The sequence below is a fragment of the Nonomuraea sp. NPDC049695 genome (assembly GCF_040674955.1).
In the GTDB taxonomy this organism is placed as follows: domain Bacteria; phylum Actinomycetota; class Actinomycetes; order Streptosporangiales; family Streptosporangiaceae; genus Nonomuraea; species Nonomuraea helvata.
Genome location: NZ_JBFANV010000033.1, coordinates 1 through 18,914 on the forward strand (window position 1 = coordinate 1; position 18,914 = coordinate 18,914).

At 70.7% G+C, this 18,914-nt stretch carries 16 protein-coding genes; 6 read left to right on the plus strand and 10 right to left on the minus strand.

All coding sequences use genetic code 11. The features are described 5' to 3' along the window. The first annotated feature begins 162 nt into the window (after positions 1 to 162). Genes AB0J64_RS26705 through AB0J64_RS26715 form a run of 3 tightly spaced genes read left to right on the plus strand, consistent with a single transcriptional unit; the run spans position 163 to position 3,964 of the window. Entirely contained in the window at positions 163 to 879 is a 717-nt protein-coding gene (locus AB0J64_RS26705; protein ID WP_364032119.1) for a hypothetical protein, read from the plus strand. Positions 880 to 926: 47 nt separating this feature from the next. Beyond that, positions 927 to 1,460 carry an N-acetyltransferase family protein gene (locus AB0J64_RS26710; RefSeq protein WP_364032122.1) on the plus strand — a complete coding sequence of 178 codons (534 nt, stop codon included), beginning with the start codon at positions 927 to 929 and terminating at the stop codon, positions 1,458 to 1,460. Next, positions 1,457 to 3,964 (plus strand): DUF3516 domain-containing protein, encoded by a 2,508-nt coding sequence (locus AB0J64_RS26715; RefSeq protein WP_364032354.1) that lies wholly within the window; start codon positions 1,457 to 1,459, stop codon positions 3,962 to 3,964. The genes AB0J64_RS26710 and AB0J64_RS26715 overlap by 4 nt, the downstream gene beginning before the upstream one ends. Positions 3,965 to 4,146: 182 nt before the next feature. Here the strand turns inward: AB0J64_RS26715 and AB0J64_RS26720 are convergent, their stop codons facing one another. Next, positions 4,147 to 4,710 (minus strand): hypothetical protein, encoded by a 564-nt coding sequence (locus AB0J64_RS26720; RefSeq protein ID WP_364032124.1) that lies wholly within the window; start codon positions 4,708 to 4,710, stop codon positions 4,147 to 4,149. A gap of 8 nt (positions 4,711 to 4,718) precedes the next feature. On the opposite strand from AB0J64_RS26720, the gene AB0J64_RS26725 reads away from it, so the two are divergent. Beyond that, entirely contained in the window at positions 4,719 to 5,222 is a 504-nt protein-coding gene (locus AB0J64_RS26725; RefSeq protein WP_364032127.1) for a DUF2087 domain-containing protein, read from the plus strand. Here the strand turns inward: AB0J64_RS26725 and AB0J64_RS26730 are convergent. The 7 genes from AB0J64_RS26730 to AB0J64_RS26760 are packed head-to-tail and all read right to left on the minus strand — an operon-like array spanning position 5,219 to position 14,733. Then, positions 5,219 to 6,811 (minus strand): beta-N-acetylhexosaminidase, encoded by a 1,593-nt coding sequence (locus tag AB0J64_RS26730; protein WP_364032357.1) that lies wholly within the window; start codon positions 6,809 to 6,811, stop codon positions 5,219 to 5,221. The two genes, AB0J64_RS26725 and AB0J64_RS26730, sit on opposite strands and share 4 nt — an antisense overlap. Positions 6,812 to 6,830: 19 nt before the next feature. Next, a complete protein-coding gene (locus tag AB0J64_RS26735) occupies positions 6,831 to 8,768 on the minus strand; it encodes an NPCBM/NEW2 domain-containing protein (protein WP_364032130.1) in 1,938 nt (645 codons plus the stop codon). A gap of 11 nt (positions 8,769 to 8,779) precedes the next feature. After that, entirely contained in the window at positions 8,780 to 10,324 is a 1,545-nt protein-coding gene (locus AB0J64_RS26740) for an alkaline phosphatase D family protein (RefSeq protein ID WP_364032133.1), read from the minus strand. 10 nt (positions 10,325 to 10,334) lie between these two features. After that, positions 10,335 to 11,648, minus strand: coding sequence for a sugar ABC transporter substrate-binding protein (locus AB0J64_RS26745; RefSeq protein WP_364032136.1), 1,314 nt, complete (start codon positions 11,646 to 11,648; stop codon positions 10,335 to 10,337). Between the two features lie 32 nt (positions 11,649 to 11,680). Next, the gene (locus AB0J64_RS26750; protein WP_364032139.1) at positions 11,681 to 12,490 is read right to left on the minus strand and encodes a carbohydrate ABC transporter permease; all 810 of its coding nucleotides are present in this window, start codon (positions 12,488 to 12,490) and stop codon (positions 11,681 to 11,683) included. Between the two features lie 9 nt (positions 12,491 to 12,499). Beyond that, entirely contained in the window at positions 12,500 to 13,435 is a 936-nt protein-coding gene (locus tag AB0J64_RS26755; protein ID WP_364032142.1) for a sugar ABC transporter permease, read from the minus strand. Then, positions 13,432 to 14,733: a glycoside hydrolase family 36 protein gene (locus AB0J64_RS26760; RefSeq protein ID WP_364032145.1), complete on the minus strand. Its 1,302-nt coding sequence runs from the start codon at positions 14,731 to 14,733 to the stop codon at positions 13,432 to 13,434. Before AB0J64_RS26760 ends, AB0J64_RS26755 begins: the two co-directional genes overlap by 4 nt. A gap of 167 nt (positions 14,734 to 14,900) precedes the next feature. On the opposite strand from AB0J64_RS26760, the gene AB0J64_RS26765 reads away from it, so the two are divergent. Further along, entirely contained in the window at positions 14,901 to 16,055 is a 1,155-nt protein-coding gene (locus AB0J64_RS26765) for an ROK family protein (RefSeq protein WP_364032148.1), read from the plus strand. Here AB0J64_RS26765 and AB0J64_RS26770 read toward each other — a convergent pair. After that, a complete protein-coding gene (locus tag AB0J64_RS26770; protein ID WP_364032151.1) occupies positions 16,052 to 16,939 on the minus strand; it encodes an AraC family transcriptional regulator in 888 nt (295 codons plus the stop codon). The two genes, AB0J64_RS26765 and AB0J64_RS26770, sit on opposite strands and share 4 nt — an antisense overlap. A gap of 41 nt (positions 16,940 to 16,980) precedes the next feature. Between AB0J64_RS26770 and AB0J64_RS26775 the strand changes: the two genes are divergently transcribed. After that, complete coding sequence (locus AB0J64_RS26775) at positions 16,981 to 17,760, plus strand: phytanoyl-CoA dioxygenase family protein (protein WP_364032154.1); 780 nt, start codon at positions 16,981 to 16,983, stop codon at positions 17,758 to 17,760. On the opposite strand, the gene dusB is transcribed toward AB0J64_RS26775, so the two are convergent. Further along, a complete protein-coding gene (gene dusB, locus AB0J64_RS26780; RefSeq protein ID WP_364032157.1) occupies positions 17,757 to 18,869 on the minus strand; it encodes a tRNA dihydrouridine synthase DusB in 1,113 nt (370 codons plus the stop codon). The two genes, AB0J64_RS26775 and dusB, sit on opposite strands and share 4 nt — an antisense overlap. Positions 18,870 to 18,914: the final 45 nt, after the last annotated feature.

Genomic DNA, 18,914 nt, shown 5'->3' on the forward strand with positions numbered 1-18,914 from the left:
GTGCCGTACATGCGGATGTAGTGGCGTGCCAGGCGATTGGCCTGACGCTCCACGCTGCCGGGGAACAGCGGCGACAGCAGGGGGTCGTCGGCCACGCCGCTCGCGCTGCGCCTGCACGAGAGGTACGGCCTGCTGGTCCCCGCCTCGCTGGCGGCCGGGGCGGTGCTGACGGACGTGATGCGCTTCTCGACCGGTTGGGACGCCTTGGGCTACCTGAACATCGTGTTCGTCTGGATGGCGGTCCACCAGCTCGGCTTCTTCTACGCCGAGGGACGGCTGCGTCACGCGTGGGCACTGGCCCTGGGCGGGTTCGCCGCGGCGGCGCTGCTGGTGGCGTACGGCCCGTACCCGGGCAGCATGATCGGCCTGCCGGGCGCCGAGGTGTCGAACATGGCCCCGCCCACCCTCGCCATGCTGGCCGTCGGGATCGGGCAGGTCGGCCTGGCCGCGCTGCTGCGGCCGTGGCTGGTGCGGCTGCCCACGCAGCGGCTGCTGGACTGGGCGGGCCCGCGCATCATGACCGCGTACCTGTGGCACATGCCGGCCCTGTTCGCGGTCACCGGCGTGGTGGTGGTCCTGCTGGGCATCGACACGCCGCGGCCGGGCAGCGCGTTCTGGCTGATGGGGTGGCCGGTCTGGTTCGGGCTGCTGTGCCTGGTCATGTGGCCGCTGCTGAAGGGGTTCGCCAGGTTCGAGGCGCCGCCCGCGCTGCCGTACGGGCAGGCCGGGTGGGGCGGCACGCTCACGGCGGTCGGCCTGGTCGGCGGCGGGGTTCTGGCGCTCACTGTCGGCGGGTTCGTGCCCGGCGGCGTGCCGTTCCTCGCGGTGCTCGCGCTGCTGGGCGGGCTGCTGATGACGGCGCCCCGGTCACGGGCGTGAGGATCCGGAAACACCCCTGTCACCGGCCATTGGGGAAAATGTGGGCCATGACGAACGTCCGGAACCTTGCCGAGGCCGATCTGCCGGCCGTCGCCGACATCTATGCCCACTACGTGACCGACAGCGTGGCCACGTTCGACGAGAGGCCGCTCGGGCTGGACGCGTGGCGGGCGAAGGCGGACGGCATCGTGGGCGCGGGGCTGCCGTTCCTGGTGGCCGAGGTGGACGGCGCGGTCGCCGGATACGCCTACGTCTCCCAGTACCGCCCCAAGCCCGCCTACCGGCACACGGTCGAGGACACGATCTACCTGGCGCCCGGCCTCACGGGACGGGGGCTCGGCAAGCTGCTGCTCGGCGAGCTGATCAGGAGGACCGGTGAGACGCCCGCCCGCCAGATGATCGCGGTGATCGCCGACTCCGGCGACCCGGCCTCGGCGCGGCTGCACAAGGGGTTCGGGTTCGAGGAGTCCGGACGGCTGCGGGCGGTGGGATTCAAGCACGGCCGCTGGATCGACACGGTGCTGTTCCAGCTCGCTCTTGACCAGAACGGTTCGACCACCCGGCAAACTTCGGCAGGATAGAGGGCGTGAGCCTTCTCGTTGACCGCCTGCCCGAAGACATCGACGCCGAGCCGGACGCCATCTTCGACGCGTTCGTGCAATGGAACTCCGAGCGGGGGCTCACCCTCTATCCCGCCCAGGAGGAGGCGCTCATCGAGGTCGTCTCCGGCAGCAACCTGATCCTGGCCACGCCGACGGGTTCGGGCAAGTCGCTGGTGGCCGCGGGCGCCCACTTCGCCGCGCTGACGCGCGACCAGCGCACCTTCTACACCGCGCCGATCAAGGCGCTGGTGTCGGAGAAGTTCTTCGACCTGTGCGCCGTCTTCGGCACCGAGAACGTCGGCATGATGACCGGCGACGCCAGCGTCAACCCGGGCGCGCCGATCATCTGCTGCACCGCCGAGATCCTGGCCAACGTGGCCCTGCGCGACGGCGCCGCGGCCGACATCGGCCAGGTCGTCATGGACGAGTTCCACTTCTACGCCGAGCCCGACCGCGGGTGGGCTTGGCAGGTGCCGATCCTGGAGCTGCCCAACGTGCAGTTCATCCTGATGTCGGCCACGCTCGGCGACGTGTCGATGTTCGAGCGCGACCTGACCAGGCGCACAGGCCGGCCGACGGCCGTGGTCAAGCACGCCGAGCGGCCGGTGCCGCTGATCTACTCCTACCGGATGACGCCGCTGCACGAGACGCTGGAGGAGATGCTCAAGACCGGGCAGGCGCCCGTCTACGTCGTGCACTTCACGCAGGCGGCGGCCATGGAGCGGGCCCAGGCCCTGATGTCCATCAATATGGCGACGAAGGCCGAGAAGGAGGCCATCGCCGCGATGATCGGCGGGTTCCGCTTCACCACCCGGTTCGGGCGGGCGCTGTCGCGGCTCGTGCGCCACGGCATCGGCGTCCACCACGCCGGGATGCTGCCGAAGTACCGGCGCCTGGTGGAACGGCTGGCCCAGGCGGGCCTGCTGAAGGTCATCTGCGGCACCGACACCCTCGGCGTCGGCGTCAACGTGCCGATCAGGACGGTGCTGTTCACGGCGCTGTCCAAGTACGACGGCAACAAGGTGCGCCGCCTGCGCGCCCGCGAGTTCCACCAGATCGCCGGCCGGGCGGGGCGGGCCGGGTTCGACACCATCGGCTACGTCGCCTGCCAGGCCCCCGAGCACGACATCGAGAACGCCAAGGCCCTCGCCAAGATCGGCGACGACCCCAAGCGGCGGCGCGGCTACGCGCGCAAGAAGCCGCCGGAGGGGTTCGTGGGCTGGAGCGAGGACACCTTCCAGAAGCTCCAGGAGGCCGAGCCGGAGCCGCTCAACTCGCGCTTCAAGGTCAGCAACGCCATGCTGCTCGCGGTGATCAACCGGCCGGGCGACTGCTTCCAGGCGATGAAGCACCTGCTGACCGACAACCACGAGGACCGCAAGTGGCAGCGGCGGCACATCAGCCAGGCCATCGCGATCTACCGGTCACTGCTGGCGGGCGGCATCGTCGAGCAGTTCGCCGAGCCCGACGAGCAGGGCCGGCGGGCCAGGCTGACGATCGAGCTGCAGGAGGACTTCGCGCTCAACCAGGCGCTGTCCACGTTCGCGCTGGCCGCGTTCGACCTGCTCGACCGCGAGTCGCCGTCGTACGCGCTGGACATCGTCTCGATCGTGGAGTCGATCCTCGACGACCCGCGCCAGATCCTGTCGGCGCAGCTGAAGAAGGCGCGCGGCGAGGCGGTCGCGCAGATGAAGGCCGACGGCATCGAGTACGAAGAGCGCATGGAGCAGCTCGCCGAGGTCATGTATCCGATGCCGCTGGAGGACCTGCTGCTCGGGGCCTACGAGACCTACCGGCGCGGCCACCCGTGGGTGGGCGACTACACGGTCAGCCCCAAGTCCGTGATCCGCGACATGTACGAGCGGGCCATGACCTTCGGCGAGTACATCCAGTTCTACGAGCTGGCCAGGTCCGAGGGCACGGTGCTGCGTTACCTGGCAGACGCCTACCGCACGCTGTCGCGCACGGTGCCCGAGCACCTCAAGACCGAGGACCTCGTCGATCTGATCGAGTGGCTCGGCGAGCTGGTCCGCCAGGTCGACTCCTCGCTCATCGACGAGTGGGAGAAGCTCACCAACCCGGCCGAGGCGCTGGAGCAGAAGGACCAGCTGGAGACCAAGGTGCGCCCGGTCACGGCCAACCCGCGGGCCTTCCGCGTGCTGGTGCGCAACGCGATGTTCCGGCTGGTCGAGCTCTGCGCCATCGAGAAGGAGGACGAGCTGGAGGAGCTCGCCCCCGACGTCGACTGGGGCGCGGCGCTGGACGCGTACTACGCCGACCACGAGGAGATCTTCACCGACGCCGACGCGCGCGGGCCCGCGCTGCTGCGGATCGAGGAGGAGAGCGGGCTCTGGAAGGTGCGGCAGACGATCAAGGATCCGGCCGGCGACGGCGACTGGGGCATCGACGCCCACGTCGACCTGGCGGGGTCCGACGAGGAGGGCCGCGCCGTGCTGCACGTGATCGGGCTCAACCGGCTCTGAGGCGCCGCGCCGGGGGCGCTGGGGCTGCCCCCGAAGCCCAATGCAACCCCAGAAAAGCGACAAGCCGTGTGCCGGAACGGACTGGCAAGGGCGCCCCGGCACAGGCCTGTCGATCCAGTGTCGTCCGGATTTCGTCGGGGTCATGTCATGATCGTGTCCCGAGATCGAGACATTTCCCGCGATCAGCAATCGGCGATGGTGCAGACTTTCGCGAGCATGCGGCCGGTGTCCTTGGTCTGCTGCCTGAAGTCGCTCTTGGCAGGCTTGCCCCACTCGCCGGACACCGTGTAGAGGATCAGGGCGTTGGCGCGACGGGTCACGATGGCCCGCTCGCCGCCGACGCCGACCTTCTTGCCCTGGTACGCCTGACCGGTGACCTTCAGCGCCTGGTCGCCGAGGTCCGCAGCGACGGCGGAGTAGCGGTAGCCGGGTCTGGAGCAGGAGCGCGCGGCGGCTGCGAGATCACGCAGGGCCTTGCCCGCGGCCGCGGGCGAGGCGTAGAGGATCACCTGCTCCGACTTGGAGTAGTCGGGCACCGCGGTGTAGGTGAGCGTCCTGGCCTGCGTGCGGCCGCTCTGGCCGAGCTTGGCCTGCTGGCACGGGTTCACGACGAGGTCGGCGCTCTTCTTGCCGCTGGTCGCCCAGTTCGTCTCCGGGTTCTTGTCCTTGGTGGCGGCGGCCTTCTCGTACAGCAGGAAGTTGCCGGGGATGGCGACGGCGACCGCGAGTAACAGCGCTGGGAACATGGGACAAAATGGTAGAGGTGAACGACGAAGAGATCAGGCGCGTCCTCGGGCTCCTCTATCAGGAAGAAACGTTACGGGCCTTCGCCTCCCTGGTGCTCGGCGACACCGACGGCCTGCCGCCCAAGGCGCTGCGGAAGCTGGCCGCCGGCGGTCTGGCGGCGTGTGACGAGAGCGGCAAGTGGCAGGCCACGCCCGAGCGCTTCCGCGAGCTGCTCCGGGCGCGGGCCGAGCCGGGCGAGGAGCTGAGCGCCGAGGAGCGGGTGCTGCGCACGTTCCTGGTGGACGGGCGGCTGACGACCATGGGGATGCGGCGCGACAAGCGGCTGGTGGTGCTGCGCTACATCGCCACGGTCTTCGAGCCCGGCGTGCGCTACCCGGAGAAGGACGTGAACGTGGCCCTGCGGGCCTTCCACGACGACTACGCGGCGCTGCGCCGCTACCTCGTGGACGAGGAGCTGCTGTCCAGGGAGGGCAACGTCTACTGGCGCAGCGGCGGTCACGTGGAGGTCTAGCGGGACCTCAGGTTGCTGGTCCAGGCGTCGAGCTTGGCCTGCCACCCCTCCGGGTCCTCGGGGCGTCCCGGCACGCCCGGCCGCGTCTGCCAGGGCAGCGGTCCCTCCGCGCGCCGGTACTCCACGCCCAGCGCGTCCAGCCGGGGCAGGTGCGCCGCCAGCCGGGCCAGGAAGTCGTCCAGGTCGCGTTCGGGAGAGCCCCACACCGTCTCGGCGAAGGCCGCCAGCCGCGGGAAGGCCATGTAGTCGGCGTGCCGGCTGGAGTCGATCAGCTCCGTCCAGAGGCCGCACTGCGCGCCCAGCACGTGGGCGGCGGCGGGTTCGCCGCGCAGCTCGGCCGGCACCGGCTCGAAGGCGTAGACGTCCTCCAGCGTGAGCACCGGCCCGAACGGCACCGGCTCCGCCTCCCCCGGTCCCTGGCGGTAATCGAGGTAGAGGCTCGTGTTGGAGCAGTTGATCACGTCGTGGCCGCTCCTGGCGGCGGCCACCGCGCCGAGCTCGCCGCGCCACGACGCGACCACCGCGCCGGGCGCCAGGCCGCCCTCCAGGATCTCGTCCCAGCCGACCAGTCGGCGCCCGCGTGCCGTCAGGTAGGCGTCGAACTGGTGGATGAACCAGCTCTGCAACTCCTCCTCGTCCCGCAGCCCCAGCTCGGCGATGCGCCGCTGCGCCGCCGGGCTGGCCTTCCACTGGTCCTTGCGGCACTCGTCCCCGCCGAGCACGATGTACGGGCTGGGGAACAGCTCGAGCACCTCGTCCAGCACGTCCTGGAAGAACTTGATCGTGCTGTCCTCGACGTTGAGCACGTTGTGGCCGACGCCCCAGGTCGTGCGCACCTCCAGCGGCGTGTCCAGGTTGCCGAGCTCCGGGTAGGCGGCGATGGCGGCCTGCGTGTGCCCCGGCAGGTCGATCTCGGGGACGACCGTGACGTGCCGGGCCGCGGCGTACGCGACGATCTCCCTGATGTCGTCCTGGGTGTAGTAGCCGCCGTGCGGGCGGCCGTCCATGGCGCCGTTCCAGCCGGTCTGGCTCTCCTTGCGCCACGCGCCGGCCTCGGTGAGCCTCGGGTGGCGGCGGATCTCGATCCGCCAGCCCTGGTCGTCGGTGAGGTGCAGGTGCAGGACGTTCAGCTTGTGCAGGGCGAGCAGGTCGATGAAGCGGAGCACGTCCCGCTTGGGCATGAAGTGCCGGGCGACGTCGAGGAGGGCGCCGCGCCACCCGAACCTCGGCGCGTCCTCGACGTACGCGCCGGGCACCTCGAAGGGCCCGCGCGCGGCCTTCCTGAGTGCGGCGGGCGGCAGGAGCTGCCGGAACGTCTGCGCCCCGTAGAACGCGCCGGCGGGGCCGCCCGCGACGATCTCCACCGTGTCGCCGACGGTCATCCGGTACGCCTCCGGCGGCAGGTCGCCGAGCGCCAGGGTGATCGTTCCCGAGCCCCCTGGCAGCAGCTGGCCTCCGGTGACGGGGGCGAGCTCGCCGCGCAGCCAGGCGGCCACCTCGCCGAGCGCCGGGTCGGCGGCGAGCGAGGTCTCGCGGTCGAGGACGAACGCACCCGGCCTGGGCTCGTGCTTGACGGGCTTGGGAACGATCAACAACGGCAGACTCCTTTTACTCGCAGGTGATGGCGGCGTCGGCGAAGTCGGCGTGGTCGGAGGTCGCGTTGTCGCCTCCGTTGGTCGCGACCAGCCGGACGTATCGGGCGCCCTCGACGGACGCGGTGACCTTGCGGGCGGGCATGGCGCCGGTGAGCACGCCCGAGTGGGCGACCCGGCCGCCGTCGGCCCAGACCTCGAAGTCGGCCGAGCCCGCCGGGCCGACCTCGTCGTCGATCCCGGCCTGGAACTCCACGGCCGAGCAGCGCCCGGCGGTGTAGAACTCGATCTCGGCGGGCGCGTGGGCGCCGAGGCCCTTGGCGTACGTGACGCCCTCGATGGTGATCGGCCTGCCGTCGCCGGCCGCCTTCTCGCCGTTGCTGGTGTCCTTCTCGACCGGGCCGAAGTAGTTCTTGGCGCTGGTCCAGGCCACGTCGCTGAGGAAGGTCCGCCCCGGGCCCGGCGCCGTCGCGACGGTGACGACGGCCACGGCGCTCTGCGTGCCCTGCGTGAACGTGAGCTCGTAGGTGCCGGGCGCGGCGCCGGCGGGCGGGGTGACGGCCCACTTCACGGTGAGCGTCTCGCCGCCGTCCAGCTTGCCGGCCCTGGCGGGCGTACGCGCGGCGACCTGCCACCCGTCCGGTACGCGCGCCGCGACCTCGACGTCGCGCAGGCGCGCGGTGGCCCCGGTGTTGGTGACCCTGGTCAGGATCTCGCCGCTCCTGCCCGGTTCGAGCACCGAGGGCCGGTCGTCACCGAGGAACTTCGGCGGGTCGGCCTCGAACGTCACCAGCGGCGGCGCCTGCTCGCGGCTCTCGCTCACCCGGTAGAGCAGGGCCGCGTGCGCGGGAACCTGGGCCGCCAGCTCGCCCCTGGACGAGGCGACCGCGCCGCTCCACAGCTCCTCGACCCGGTAACGCGAGGAGCCGAGGCGGGTGGAGATGGTGGCCGCGCGGTCGCTCTCGTTGAACAGCGCGACGGCCCGGTCGCCGCCCGCCAGCGGCTTGGCCAGCACGTGGTACCAGCCGTCGGTCTTCACGAACGTGCCGTGCGCGCCCAGCGGGTCCTGGTCGACCGCGACGACCTTGGGGTTGGCCACGATCGCGGGCGGCGCGGCGGCCGGGTCGGCCTGGAGGATCAGCGGGGAGGCGCCCATCGCCCAGAGCGTGAACTGGGTACGGTACTCGGTCTCGGTCATCCCGCCGCGCCCGGCCTGGATCAGGTCGGGGTCGGCCCAGCTGCCCGCGCCCGCGTACTCGGCCCTGAGCTGGTTGGTCTCCCAGATGTCCACCATGTTCGGGTAGGCGTCGGGGATGGGGCGGTTGTAGACGTTCGTGCGCCAGGTGGTGGCGCCCGCGCCCTTGCCCCAGAGCCACGGCACGGTGCTGCCGTCCTCGTTGTTCATGGCGAACACGACGCCGTCGCCGAGGGCCTGGCGCATGCGCGGGTAGAGGACCTGGGCGATCTGCTGCACGTTCTGACCGGGGAAGTCGGCCGTGGCGACGGTGCACCAGTCGTACTTGACGTAGTCGACGCCCCAGCCCTTGACCTGTTCGGCGTCGGCGGCCTCACTCTTGTAGGAGCCGGGACCGCCGCCGGAGCACGCCTTGGTGCCCGCCGACAGGCTGAGGCCCAGCTTCATGCCCTTGCCGTGCACGTAGTCGGCGAGGGCCTGCATGCCGCCGGGGAAGCGGGTGGCGTCCGGGGCGAGGGCGCCGCCGGTGCGCTGGGCCGCCAGCCAGCAGTCGTCGATGATGACGTACCGGTAGCCGAGCGGGACGAGGGGCACGAGGGCGTCGGCGGCCTTGCGTACCGACACCTCGGAGACCGAGCAGCCGAGCGAGCGGCTGCTCCAGCCCATCGGCGGGCCGGAGGCGGCTTCCGCGGTGCTCGATAAGGGCACGAACGGCAGGGCGAGCAGGGCCGCCGCGGTGGCGGCCGTGAGGATGCGCATGGGTGGTCCTGTCAGACGGGGTTGAGTCTGGCGGCGCCCGGCTCGATGACGAAGGAGCCGGAGGTGTAGGCGGGGGCGTACGGCTCGGTGACGCGCGACAGCGACCGGAAGTCGACCTTCATCTCCTGCTGTGTGATCGTGGTGCGTACGTAGCCGCGGCGGCCGTTGAAGAACTTCACGTGCGGGTTCTCATTGAGCAGGACCTGCGTGTTGGGGTACTCGTCCAGGCCGTTGCCGGCGCTCGTCACCGAGGTGGTGACCAGCTCCACGGCGACGGACTTCGACCCGGGGTCCTGGTAGTCGCGCTTGACCTCGCCGGCCCAGTGGGAGTGCACGTCGCCGGTGAGCACGACGGCGTTGCGCTTATAGGTGTCGATGGCGGCCGCCAGGCGGTTGCGGGAGGCGACGTAGCCGTCCCAGCCCTCGTTCGAGTAGCCCTTGCCCTCGCCGTTCGTCCAGTCCATCTCCATGAGGAAGACCTGCTGGCCGAGCAGGTCCCAGGTGGCGCGCGAGCCCTTCAGCTCGCCGTCGAGCCAGGCCTCCTGGTCGTGGCCGAGCATCGTCCGGTTGGGCTCGAGGCGGTCGAGGCAGTCCGGGCCGATCGTGCCGCTCTTGCCGGTGCACGCGTACAGGTCGCGGTACTGGCGGGTGTCGAGCAGGTGCAGGTTGGCGACCGCGCCCCAGCGGATGCTGCGGTAGAGCTTGAGCGCGGAGCCATGGGGCTTCTGGGCGCGGCGCAGCGGCATGTTCTCGTAGTAGGCCTGGAAGGCCGCGGCCCTGCGCGCGAGGAACGGCGGGTCGGGCTGCTCGGGCACGTCGCCGGCCCAGGCGTTCTCGATGTCGTGGTCGTCCCACACCACGACCCAGGGGGCGATGGCGTGGGCCAGCTGCGACTCGGGGTCGGCCTTGTGCTGGGCGTGCCGCAGCCGGTATCCGGCCAGGTCGAAGCACTCGCCGCCGGCCTGGTCGCGGACCGGGTACTTGTAGTCGCCGTACTCGTAGATGTAGTCGCCGAGGAAGGCGATCAGGTCGGGCTGGTCCTCGGCCATCCTGCGGTACGGCGTGAACCAGCCCACCTGGTAGTCGGCGCAGGAGGTGAACGACAGGTTCAGCGCCCGGCCGCGGGTGCCGGGGGCCGGGGCGGTGAGGGTGCGGCCGACGGGGCTGATCTCGCCCTCGGCCCTGAAGCGGTAGAAGTACTCGGCGCCGGGAGCGAGCCCTTCGAGCTCGACGTGGACGCTGTGGGCGGCGTCGGGGCGGGCGACCTCCACGCCGGCCCGTACGACATGCCGGAAATTTTCGTCTTTGGCGAGCTGCCACTGGACCGGCACCGGGCGGCCCGGCATGCCGCCGAGGCCGTCGAGCGCGATCGGGTCCACGGCGAGCCGGGTCCACAGGACCACGCCGTCAGGCGTGGGCTCGCCCGAGGCGACGCCGAGCTGGAAGGGGTCGGAGAGAGGGGCGCGACGGGCCGCCGCGCGCACTGGAGGGGTGCCCAGTGCGGCGGAGAAGCCCAGGCTCGCGCCCCCGGCGAAGAGCGAACGCCGGGTGATCATGGGGGGTTCCTTACTTGACGGTCGCGTTGCCCTCGGTGACGGCCTGGTCGGCGGCGGCCTGCGGCGTGAGCTTGCCGAGGTACATCTCGTTGAAGATCTGGTTGAGCTTCGTCTCGAAGCCGGTGAAGCCGGTGGTGATCGGCAGCGGGAAGGTGGAGCCCTCGGCCTCGTTCACGAACGGCGTGACGTCGACCTTCTTCGACTTCCAGTAGTCGACGTAGCCCTGGCTGAGGCCGTTGAGCGCGGGGAGGACGTAGCCGCCGTCGGCCATCATCTTCTGCGGCTCCTGCGTGCCGAGGTATTCGGCCAGCTTCATGGCCTCCTTGGGGTGCTTGCTCTTGGCGTAGACGGCCTCGGCCAGGCCGTTCAGGTTGACCGAGCGGCCCTTCGGCCCCTCGGGCATGGGCGCGACGCCCATCTCGAACGTGGCCTCGGGCGCCACGAACGGCAGCAGCGCGTTGTTGGCGGGGAACATCGCGACCTGGCCCGCCTTGAACATGTCGGTGACCTTGCCGGTGGGCGGGTTGGTCTGGGTGGCGGGCGGGGAGACGTGCTCCTTGTTCACCAGGTTGACCCCGAACTGCAGCGCCTGCACGGACGCGGGGTCGTTGAAGGCGTACTTGCCGAAGGGCTTGTCGACGAGCTTGCCGCCGTTCGAGACGACCCAGTTCATCCACTGCGTCTGGTAGTGGTTCCAGGAGGCGAAGCCGTACGTCTTGACCTTGGCGGGGTCGAATCCGGCGTCGCCGGGGTGCTTGCCGGCCTCGTCCACGGTGAGCTTGCGCGCCGTGTCGAGCAGGGTGCCGCTGCCGTCGGCCGCCCAGGTCAGCTTCTCGGGCATCTCCACGCCGGCCTTCTTGAACAGGTCCTTGTTGTAGAGCAAGCCGACGATGCCCCAGTCCTTGGGGACGCCGTACAGCTTGCCCTGGTAGCTGAAGGAGCCGACGACGGTCTGGTGGTACTTCGACGCGTCGACCTGGACCGGGCTGAGGACGCCCTTGGTGACGTACTCGGGGAACTGGGTGGGGGTCATCCAGAACACGTCCGGCGCGGTGCCCGCGACGACGTCGGCGGTGAGCTTCGTCCAGTACTGGTCGTACGGCAGCAGCTCGATGTTGACGTCGATGCCGGGGTTGGCCTTCTCGAAGGCGGCCATGACCTTCTCGTAGCCGACCTTCTGCTGGTCGTCCCAGAGCCGGTAGGTCAACGTGACCTTGCCGGACTCGCCGCCGGACTCTCCGCCGCCCGAGCCTGAGCCGCACGAGGTGAGGGCGAGCAGGACGGCGCCGAGCAGCGCCCAGCGAATCGGGGGGTTGTGCAACATTCGCTGACCTCTTCTTACTTGAGACCGGTTTCTCACTTGAGACCGGTAAGGACGACCGATCTGACGATGTGCTTCTGGAAGAAGACGAAGACGGCCACCATCGGCACCAGCGCGATGAGGCTGCCGGCCATCATGAGGTTGTAGTCGACGCCGATGCCCTGCTTGAGCGTGGCGATGGCCACCGTGATGACCTTGGTGTCGTCACCGCTGGTGATGATCAGCGGCCAGAGGAAGCTGTTCCACGAGGAGATCACCGTGATGATCGCCAGCGTGCCGAGCGCCGGGCGGCAGAGCGGGAGCATGACGCGCAGGAGGATCGTCAGCGGCCCCGCCCCGTCGATCCGCGCCGCCTCCTCCAGGCCGGCGGGCAGGGTCTTGAAGAACTGCCGCATCAGGAAGATCCCGTACGGGGTGCCGAGCACGTACGGGGCGAGCAGGCCGTACCAGGTGTTGACCAGCTCCAGCTCCCGCATGATCAGGAACAGCGGGATCATCGTGACGGCGCTCGGCACCATCATCGTCGCCACGAACAGCCAGAACAGCACGTCCCTGCCCCGGAAGCGGAGCCGCGCGAACGCATACGCGGCGAACGTGGTGAACACCAGCTGGCCCGCCGTCAGCAGCGCCGTCATCACGGCCGTGTTGAGCAGGTAGCGCGGGAAGTCCCCCGCCAGCATCTTCGCCAGGTTGTCCGCGGTGGGCGGCAGCCCGGGCAGCCAGGGGGCCGTCCCGCTCAGCTGCGCCTGGGTCTTGAAGGCGGTCAGCACGACGAGCAGGTACGGGAAGACGGAGACGAACGCACCGACCGCGAGCACGGCGTACAGGAGGATTCGCTTGGCCATGGTCTTCTCTCAGCTCAGGTCGTAGGTGGTGCGCTTGCCGAAGAACCTGACCTGCGCCATCGTCACCAGGAAGATGATCAGGAAGAGCAGCGTCGACAGCGTGGCCGCGTAGCCGAAGTCGAACTCCTTGAACGCGGTCTGGAAGATCCTGAAGTTGATCACTTCGGTGGTGTGGCTGGGGCCGCCGTCCGTCATCGCGTACACGGTGTCGAACACCTGGAAGGAGCCGATCAGGTTCGTCACGCTGACGAAGAACATCGTCGGGTTGAGCAGCGGCAGCGTCACCCGCCAGAACCGCTGCGCCGGGGTGGCGCCGTCGGTCTCGGCCGCGTCGTGCAACTCCTTGGGGATGCCCTGGAGCCCGGCCAGGAAGAACAGCATGTTGTAGCCGGTGTACTGCCAGACGCTGACCAGCGCGACGGCGGGCAGCGCCCACGTGGGGTCCGAGAGCCAGTCGGGGCCGGTGACGCCGACCAGGGCCAGGGCGCTGTTGATGGCGCCGTCGCGAGGGTCGAAGATCCAGCCCCAGATCAGGGCCAGGACGATGGGGGTGGCCATCCACGGGACGACGAAGAGCGAGCGGTAGAACCTGACGCCCTTGACGCGCTGGTTGAGCAGCATGGCCAGGCTCAGGGCGAGGACGGTCTGCAGGGGGATGCAGAGCAGGACGTACGCGATCGTCACGCCGAGCGAGTGCCACGTCTGGCCGTCGCCTGCCAGACGGCGGTAGTTGTCGAGGCCGACGAACGTCGGGTCCGAGAGCAGCTCCCAGTCGAAGAGGCTGAGGACCAGCACGATGACCATGGGCAGCAGCAGGAAGGCCAGCACGCCGAAGAGGCTGGGCGCCACGAACAGGTACGCGTGCCAGCCGCTCCCCCGCCTGCGCCGCCCCTTCGCCACCTGGACGTCCGTCCCGAGGCTCCGCTCCGCGGTGTGGCTGGTCACGACGGGTCCGTCGCGGTCGGGACCATGAGGCGCCTGGTCGTCTCCAGGCCCCAGTCGTCCAGGGACGCGATCGGGTCGCTCGATCCGCGCAGGCCGCCCGTGCCGGCGATGTGGGCCGCCCACTCCTCCCGCGCCTCCACCTCGGGGCGCAGGATGATGCAGTCGGGGTCGTTCACCCACCACCGGGCGTGCAGGAACTCGCGGGCCGCCCCGGTGAGGCGGGCCCCGAGCTGGGAGGGCTGGCTGATGTCGCCGGACTTGGGCTGCACGGTCGGCGCGATGTCCGGGCTGACCCGCATGATGTCCACCAGGCCGATGCTGGGCAGCATCGGCGCCCCGCACCCGTGCAGGGTCGCGTTGGCGCCCGCGCCCCGGCGGATCAGCTCCAGGCCGCGCCGGTACGCGGCGATCGGGTCGAGGTCCTCGTGCCGCTCGCCCGCGAGCGCTCCCGCGTAGACGAAGTCGAGCTTGAAGTGGCTGAGCCCCATCGCGCTGAAGGTGCGGAAGACGTTCACCAGGTGCTCGGCCGCCTCCGGGTGGGTGACGTCGAGCACCGCCAGCTCCTGGTCCCACATGCGGCCCGCGTACGCGCCCCGGACCAGCCAGTCGGGGTGCTCGCGGAAGATCCGGCTGCGGTGGCCGACGAGGAACGGCGCGGTCCAGATCCCGGCCCGTCGGCCCGCGTCCGTGACGGCGTCCACGGCCCGCGCCAGGGAGCCGAACCCGGGGCGTCCCTCCAGCCAGTCGCCGATCTCGGCCTCGTAGCCGTCGTCGATGAGGAACATGTCGGCGCCCAGGCCGAGCCGCTCGGAGAGCTTCAGGTTCTCGATGACGTCGGCGTCGGTGACCTTGTCCCAGTAGCCGTACCAGGTGCACCACATGGGCGGGACGGCTGGGAACGTCCGGGGTTCGGCCATGGTGTCCGCCCAGTCGCGCAGGGCCTGGTCCAGGCCGCCTTCCACGCGGTGGTGGCGTACCGGGCCGTCGGCGGAGACCACCAGGCGGCCGCCCTCCTCGCGCGCCCTGATCGACGGCGCCTGGAGGGGGTCCGGCGCCGACCAGAGCTCGACGGACCCGTCGCCCGGCTCGACGGCCAGCAGCCCCTCACCCTGGAACACCCCGTCGGGGATCGGGGTCTCGGGGCGGTAGGCGAGAATCTGGATGGTCTCGTCGGCGGGCCGGGGCGGGGTGTCCGTCAGGCGGTACGCGCCCGTGGGGCTCCACGACTGCCAGCCCTGCTCGAACACCCGGGTCTCACCAGGGCCACACCTGATCTCGCCGACGTCAGCGAAGGCCATCCTGATTCCTCTCGACTTTCAAAGGAGCCCTTCATTAGTAGCACCGGCGCTTGCGCGGGGTCAATGACCGTCTTTTCCTCGTGATAACGGGAGATGTGCGGGGCGTGCACACCGGTCGATCGCTGGCATAATCTGTGGTTACAGAGGAGACCTACTTAAGGACGGCGATGGCGGACGTTCGCGGCGGCGACCTGTCCCGGCTGCGGCAGCTCAACTCGCTGACGGCCATCCGGGAGCTGCGCAGGGCGGGCCCACTCACCCTGTCGGCGCTCGCCGAGCGCACCGGCCTGTCCCGGCCGTCCATGAAGGAGGTCACCGACGAGCTCATGGAGCTCGGCTGGGTGGAGGAGGTGCCGCCGAGCCCCGGCACCATGGGCCGGCCTGCCCGCCGCTACCGCTTCCGCGCCGACAGCGGCTATCTGGTCGGGGTGGACATAGGGGGCCACAACATCCGCGCCGCCCTGTCCGACCTGGACGGCGAGATCCTCGCGGAGACCCGGCAGCCGGTGCTGCCCGACGCCCCGATCGAGGAGCGCCTGGCCGCGATCGAACGGGCCGTCTCCGGGTGCCTGGCGCTCAGCCGTACGTCGGTCTCCGACCTGTGGACGCTCTCGGTGGGCACCGTCGGCGTGATCGACGTCGAAGGGCGCGTCATCTACTCGGCCGCCGTCCCCGCCTGGCGGGACCTCGACCTGGCGGGCAAGATGCGGGAGATGTTCCCCTGCCAGGTGCTCATCGAGAACGACAGCCGCCTGGCCGCCATGGCCGAGTCCAGGCGCGGGGTGGCCAAAGGCGCCAGAGACGTGGTGTTCCTGCACGTGGGGCGGCGCATGGGTGCCGGCCTGATCATCGGCGGGAAGGTACACCGGGGGTTCGGGGCGGCGGCCGGGGAGATCTCCATGCTGCCCGAGGCCCGCTGGTTCGACGCTCCCGAGCACCTCAACACCTGCCCGTCCGTCCCCGAGGGCACCCCGCCCGAGGACGCCGCCGGGTTCACGCTGGCCGCCGCGCGCAACGGGGATCCTGCGGCGATCGCCTCCGTCGAGCGGTACGTGGACGACCTCGCGGTCGGCACGGCCGCGATGGTGCTCATCCTGGATCCGGAGATGGTCGTGCTGGGGGGCGGGTTCTCGCGCTCGGCGGACGTGCTGCTGGAGCCGCTGCGGGAGCGCCTGGAGCGCACGTGCATGCGCATGCCGGAGGTCCGCGCGTCCACGCTCGGTGACGAGTGCGTGGTGGTGGGGGCCATCGACTACGCCGTCGACCACCTGGACGACCAGCTCTTCACCCCGGACAAGGGCCCCCTCCCCGTCACCCGCTAACCGCCGCGGAGCCGGGCGCGGTAGTCGCGGGGCGGCAGGCCGTACTCGCGCTTGAACGCCCTGCTGAAGTGGAACGGGCTGACGAAGCCGGACGCCACCGCCACCTGCCCCACGTCCAGGTCCGTCACCTCCAGCAGGCTCGCGGCGTGCCGTACCCGAGCCTCGCGGACGGCCTGCATCGGCGTGCGTCCGGTCTCGGCGGCGAACAGGTGGGCGAGGCGGGACGGCGAGAGCGCGACGGCGCGGGCCAGCGAGGCGACCGAGTGCGGCGCTCCGGGCTCGGCGGCGATGAGCGCGAGGACCCGGCGTACCCGCTCGTCGCCCTCGTCGGACCGGCGCGCCCCCTGCGGCCGGGCGGAAGCGGTGGCGAGCACGAGCACCTCCTCGACGGCGCCCAGCACCAGCTCCCTCGCCGCTCCCGCCACGACGACCGCGGGGCTCGGGGCCACGGACACGGGAGGAAAGGGCGTGTCGGGGACCCAGCGGGCGTCCTGGAGCGCCCGCTGGAACGCCAGCCCGATCCGCTCGTGCACGCCTGCGGGCACTCCCCCGACCAGGTGGCACCCGTCGGCGAGCGCGTACGGCCCCAGCCAGGCTCCCCACGAGGGCCGCGGCTGGAAATGCACCCACCAGAAGCGCCACCGCTCCTCCCCCGCCAGCACCCGGTAGTGCTGCGGCACCCCCGAACCCAGCACCACCAGATCCCCGGCCCGGGCCGCCGACGACGCCCCGCCCTGCTCCACCAGCCCCGCCCCCGCCTCGGTCCACAGCAGCAGCCAGCTCGGGGACCCGGTGGGGCGGCGCGTGGCGTAGCCGGGAGCCTTGTCGTAGTGGCCCACGATCGTCAGCTCGGCAGCAGGAACAGACAGGTCCTCAGCGGTCACAGGCATACCGTTCCACGATCCGCCTCCTTAGCGTGGAAGACATGAGGCTCAACGACTTCCACGATCAGGGATTCTTGCTGGTGCCCGGACTCCTCGCTCAGGAAGAGGTGGCCGCGCTGCGCGACGAGTTCATGGCGCTGCACGCCGGAGGACCCATCCCCGGGCATTTCTCCCCCCAGCCGCAGGAACCCGGCCGGCCGTACGACATTCTCCGTGACTACCCGCGGATCATGCACCCCCATCAGGTGAACGACCTGGCCCTGCGCTACCTGCTCGACACGCGCATCGCCGCCATACTCCGCGACCTCCTGGGCGAGGAGCCGATAGCAGCCCAGAGCATGTTCTACTTCAAGCCGCCGGGCGCCAGGGGCCAGGCGCTGCATCAGGACAACTTCTACCTCCGGGTCGAACCGGGCACGTGCGTGGCCGCGTGGGTGGCGCTCGACCGGGTGGACCGGGCGAACGGCGGCCTGGAGGTCGTGCCGGGGACGCACCTGATGGACCTGTTCTGCCCGGAGGAGGCCGACCAGGACATCTCGTTCACCAAGGAGTACGTCCCGCCGCCCCCCGGCCTGGAGCGGGTGCCCGTGGACATGGACCCCGGCGACGTGCTCTTCTTCAACGGCAGCCTGGTGCACGGCTCGGAGCCGAACAGCACGGCCGACCGCTTCCGGCGCAGCTTCATCTGCCATTACGTCGGGCGCTCCGCCGAGCGGATCGCCGAGTACTACCCGACCCTCACGATGTCGGGCGAGCCCGTCCAGCTGGAGACGGCCGTCGGCGGGGGTCCCTGCGGCACCGAGGCCACCGGCCCCCACTAACCCCCGGAGATGTCGGACTCGGCGTCACCGTCGGGGAGCGCGCAGTCCCAGGGGTCGTCCAGCCACCCGTCCGGAAGAAGCACCTTGGACCGCTCCCCCGACTTCCCCCGGGGCGTGTCCGTGTTCGGCGGCCACGGCTGATCGTGCTCCAGCTTCGCCAGTCCTTCGCGCAGCCCGTCGAGCGACTCGGCCGTGGCCAGCTCCCGCCGCAGCTCGCTCCCGACCGTGAACCCCTTCAGGTACCACCCGACATGCTTGCGGAAGTCGGCGACGGCGTACCGCTCGATGTCGAAGCACTCGGTCAGCCCCTCGGCGTGCCTGGCCATCACCTCGGCGACCTCGCCGAGCGTCGGCCGCGCCCGCTCGGGGCTGCCGTTGAACGCGTTCTCCAGGTCCTTGAACAGCCACGGCCGCCCCAGGCAGCCGCGCCCGACGACCACGCCGTCGCATCCCGTACGCGCCACCATCCGCAGGGCGTCGTCGGCGCACCAGATGTCCCCGTTCCCCAGCACGGGGACGTCGGGAACGGCCTCCTTCAGCCGGGCGATGGCCTCCCAGTCGGCCACGCCCCCGTAATGCTGCTTGGCCGTACGCGCGTGCAGCGCGATCGCCGCGACCCCCTCCTCGGCCGCGATCCGCCCGGCGTCGAGATACGTCAGATGATCGTCGTCGATGCCCTTGCGCATCTTCATCGTCACGGGCAGCGGTCCCGCGTTGGCGACCGCCTCCCGCAGGATCCGCCGCAGCAGATTCCTCTTGTACGGCAGCGCGGACCCGCCGCCGCGCCTGGTCACCTTGGGCACGGGGCAGCCGAAGTTCAGATCGATGTGATCGGCCAGATCCTCCTCGGCGATCATCCTGGCCGCCCGCCCCACGACCCCGGGATCCACGCCGTACAGCTGGATGCTCCTGGGCCGCTCCGACTCCGCGAACCTGATCATCCGCAGCGTCTTGGGATTGCGCTCGACCAGCGCGCGCGTCGTGATCATCTCGCACACGAACAGCCCCGCGCCCTGCTCCCTGCAGAGCACGCGGAACGGCGCGTTCGTGATGCCCGCCATCGGCGCGAGCACCACCGGCGGCCAAACCTCAATCGGCCCAATCTTCACTTCGACAGTTAACCGCAGGTCGGTCCGTAACGGGTATTCGCGGAT

Excerpts from the sequence above, each read along its gene's own strand:
- AB0J64_RS26735 (WP_364032130.1), bottom strand. The coding sequence starts at position 8,768 with ATGCGCATCCTCACGGCCGCCACCGCGGCGGCCCTGCTCGCCCTGCCG.
- AB0J64_RS26760 (WP_364032145.1), bottom strand. The coding sequence starts at position 14,733 with ATGGCCTTCGCTGACGTCGGCGAGATCAGGTGTGGCCCTGGTGAGACC.
- AB0J64_RS26720 (WP_364032124.1), bottom strand. The coding sequence starts at position 4,710 with ATGTTCCCAGCGCTGTTACTCGCGGTCGCCGTCGCCATCCCCGGCAAC.
- AB0J64_RS26765 (WP_364032148.1), top strand. The coding sequence starts at position 14,901 with ATGGCGGACGTTCGCGGCGGCGACCTGTCCCGGCTGCGGCAGCTCAAC.
- AB0J64_RS26710 (WP_364032122.1), top strand. The coding sequence starts at position 927 with ATGACGAACGTCCGGAACCTTGCCGAGGCCGATCTGCCGGCCGTCGCC.
- AB0J64_RS26740 (WP_364032133.1), bottom strand. The coding sequence starts at position 10,324 with ATGATCACCCGGCGTTCGCTCTTCGCCGGGGGCGCGAGCCTGGGCTTC.
- AB0J64_RS26745 (WP_364032136.1), bottom strand. The coding sequence starts at position 11,648 with ATGTTGCACAACCCCCCGATTCGCTGGGCGCTGCTCGGCGCCGTCCTG.
- AB0J64_RS26775 (WP_364032154.1), top strand. The coding sequence starts at position 16,981 with ATGAGGCTCAACGACTTCCACGATCAGGGATTCTTGCTGGTGCCCGGA.
- AB0J64_RS26750 (WP_364032139.1), bottom strand. The coding sequence starts at position 12,490 with ATGGCCAAGCGAATCCTCCTGTACGCCGTGCTCGCGGTCGGTGCGTTC.
- AB0J64_RS26725 (WP_364032127.1), top strand. The coding sequence starts at position 4,719 with ATGGTAGAGGTGAACGACGAAGAGATCAGGCGCGTCCTCGGGCTCCTC.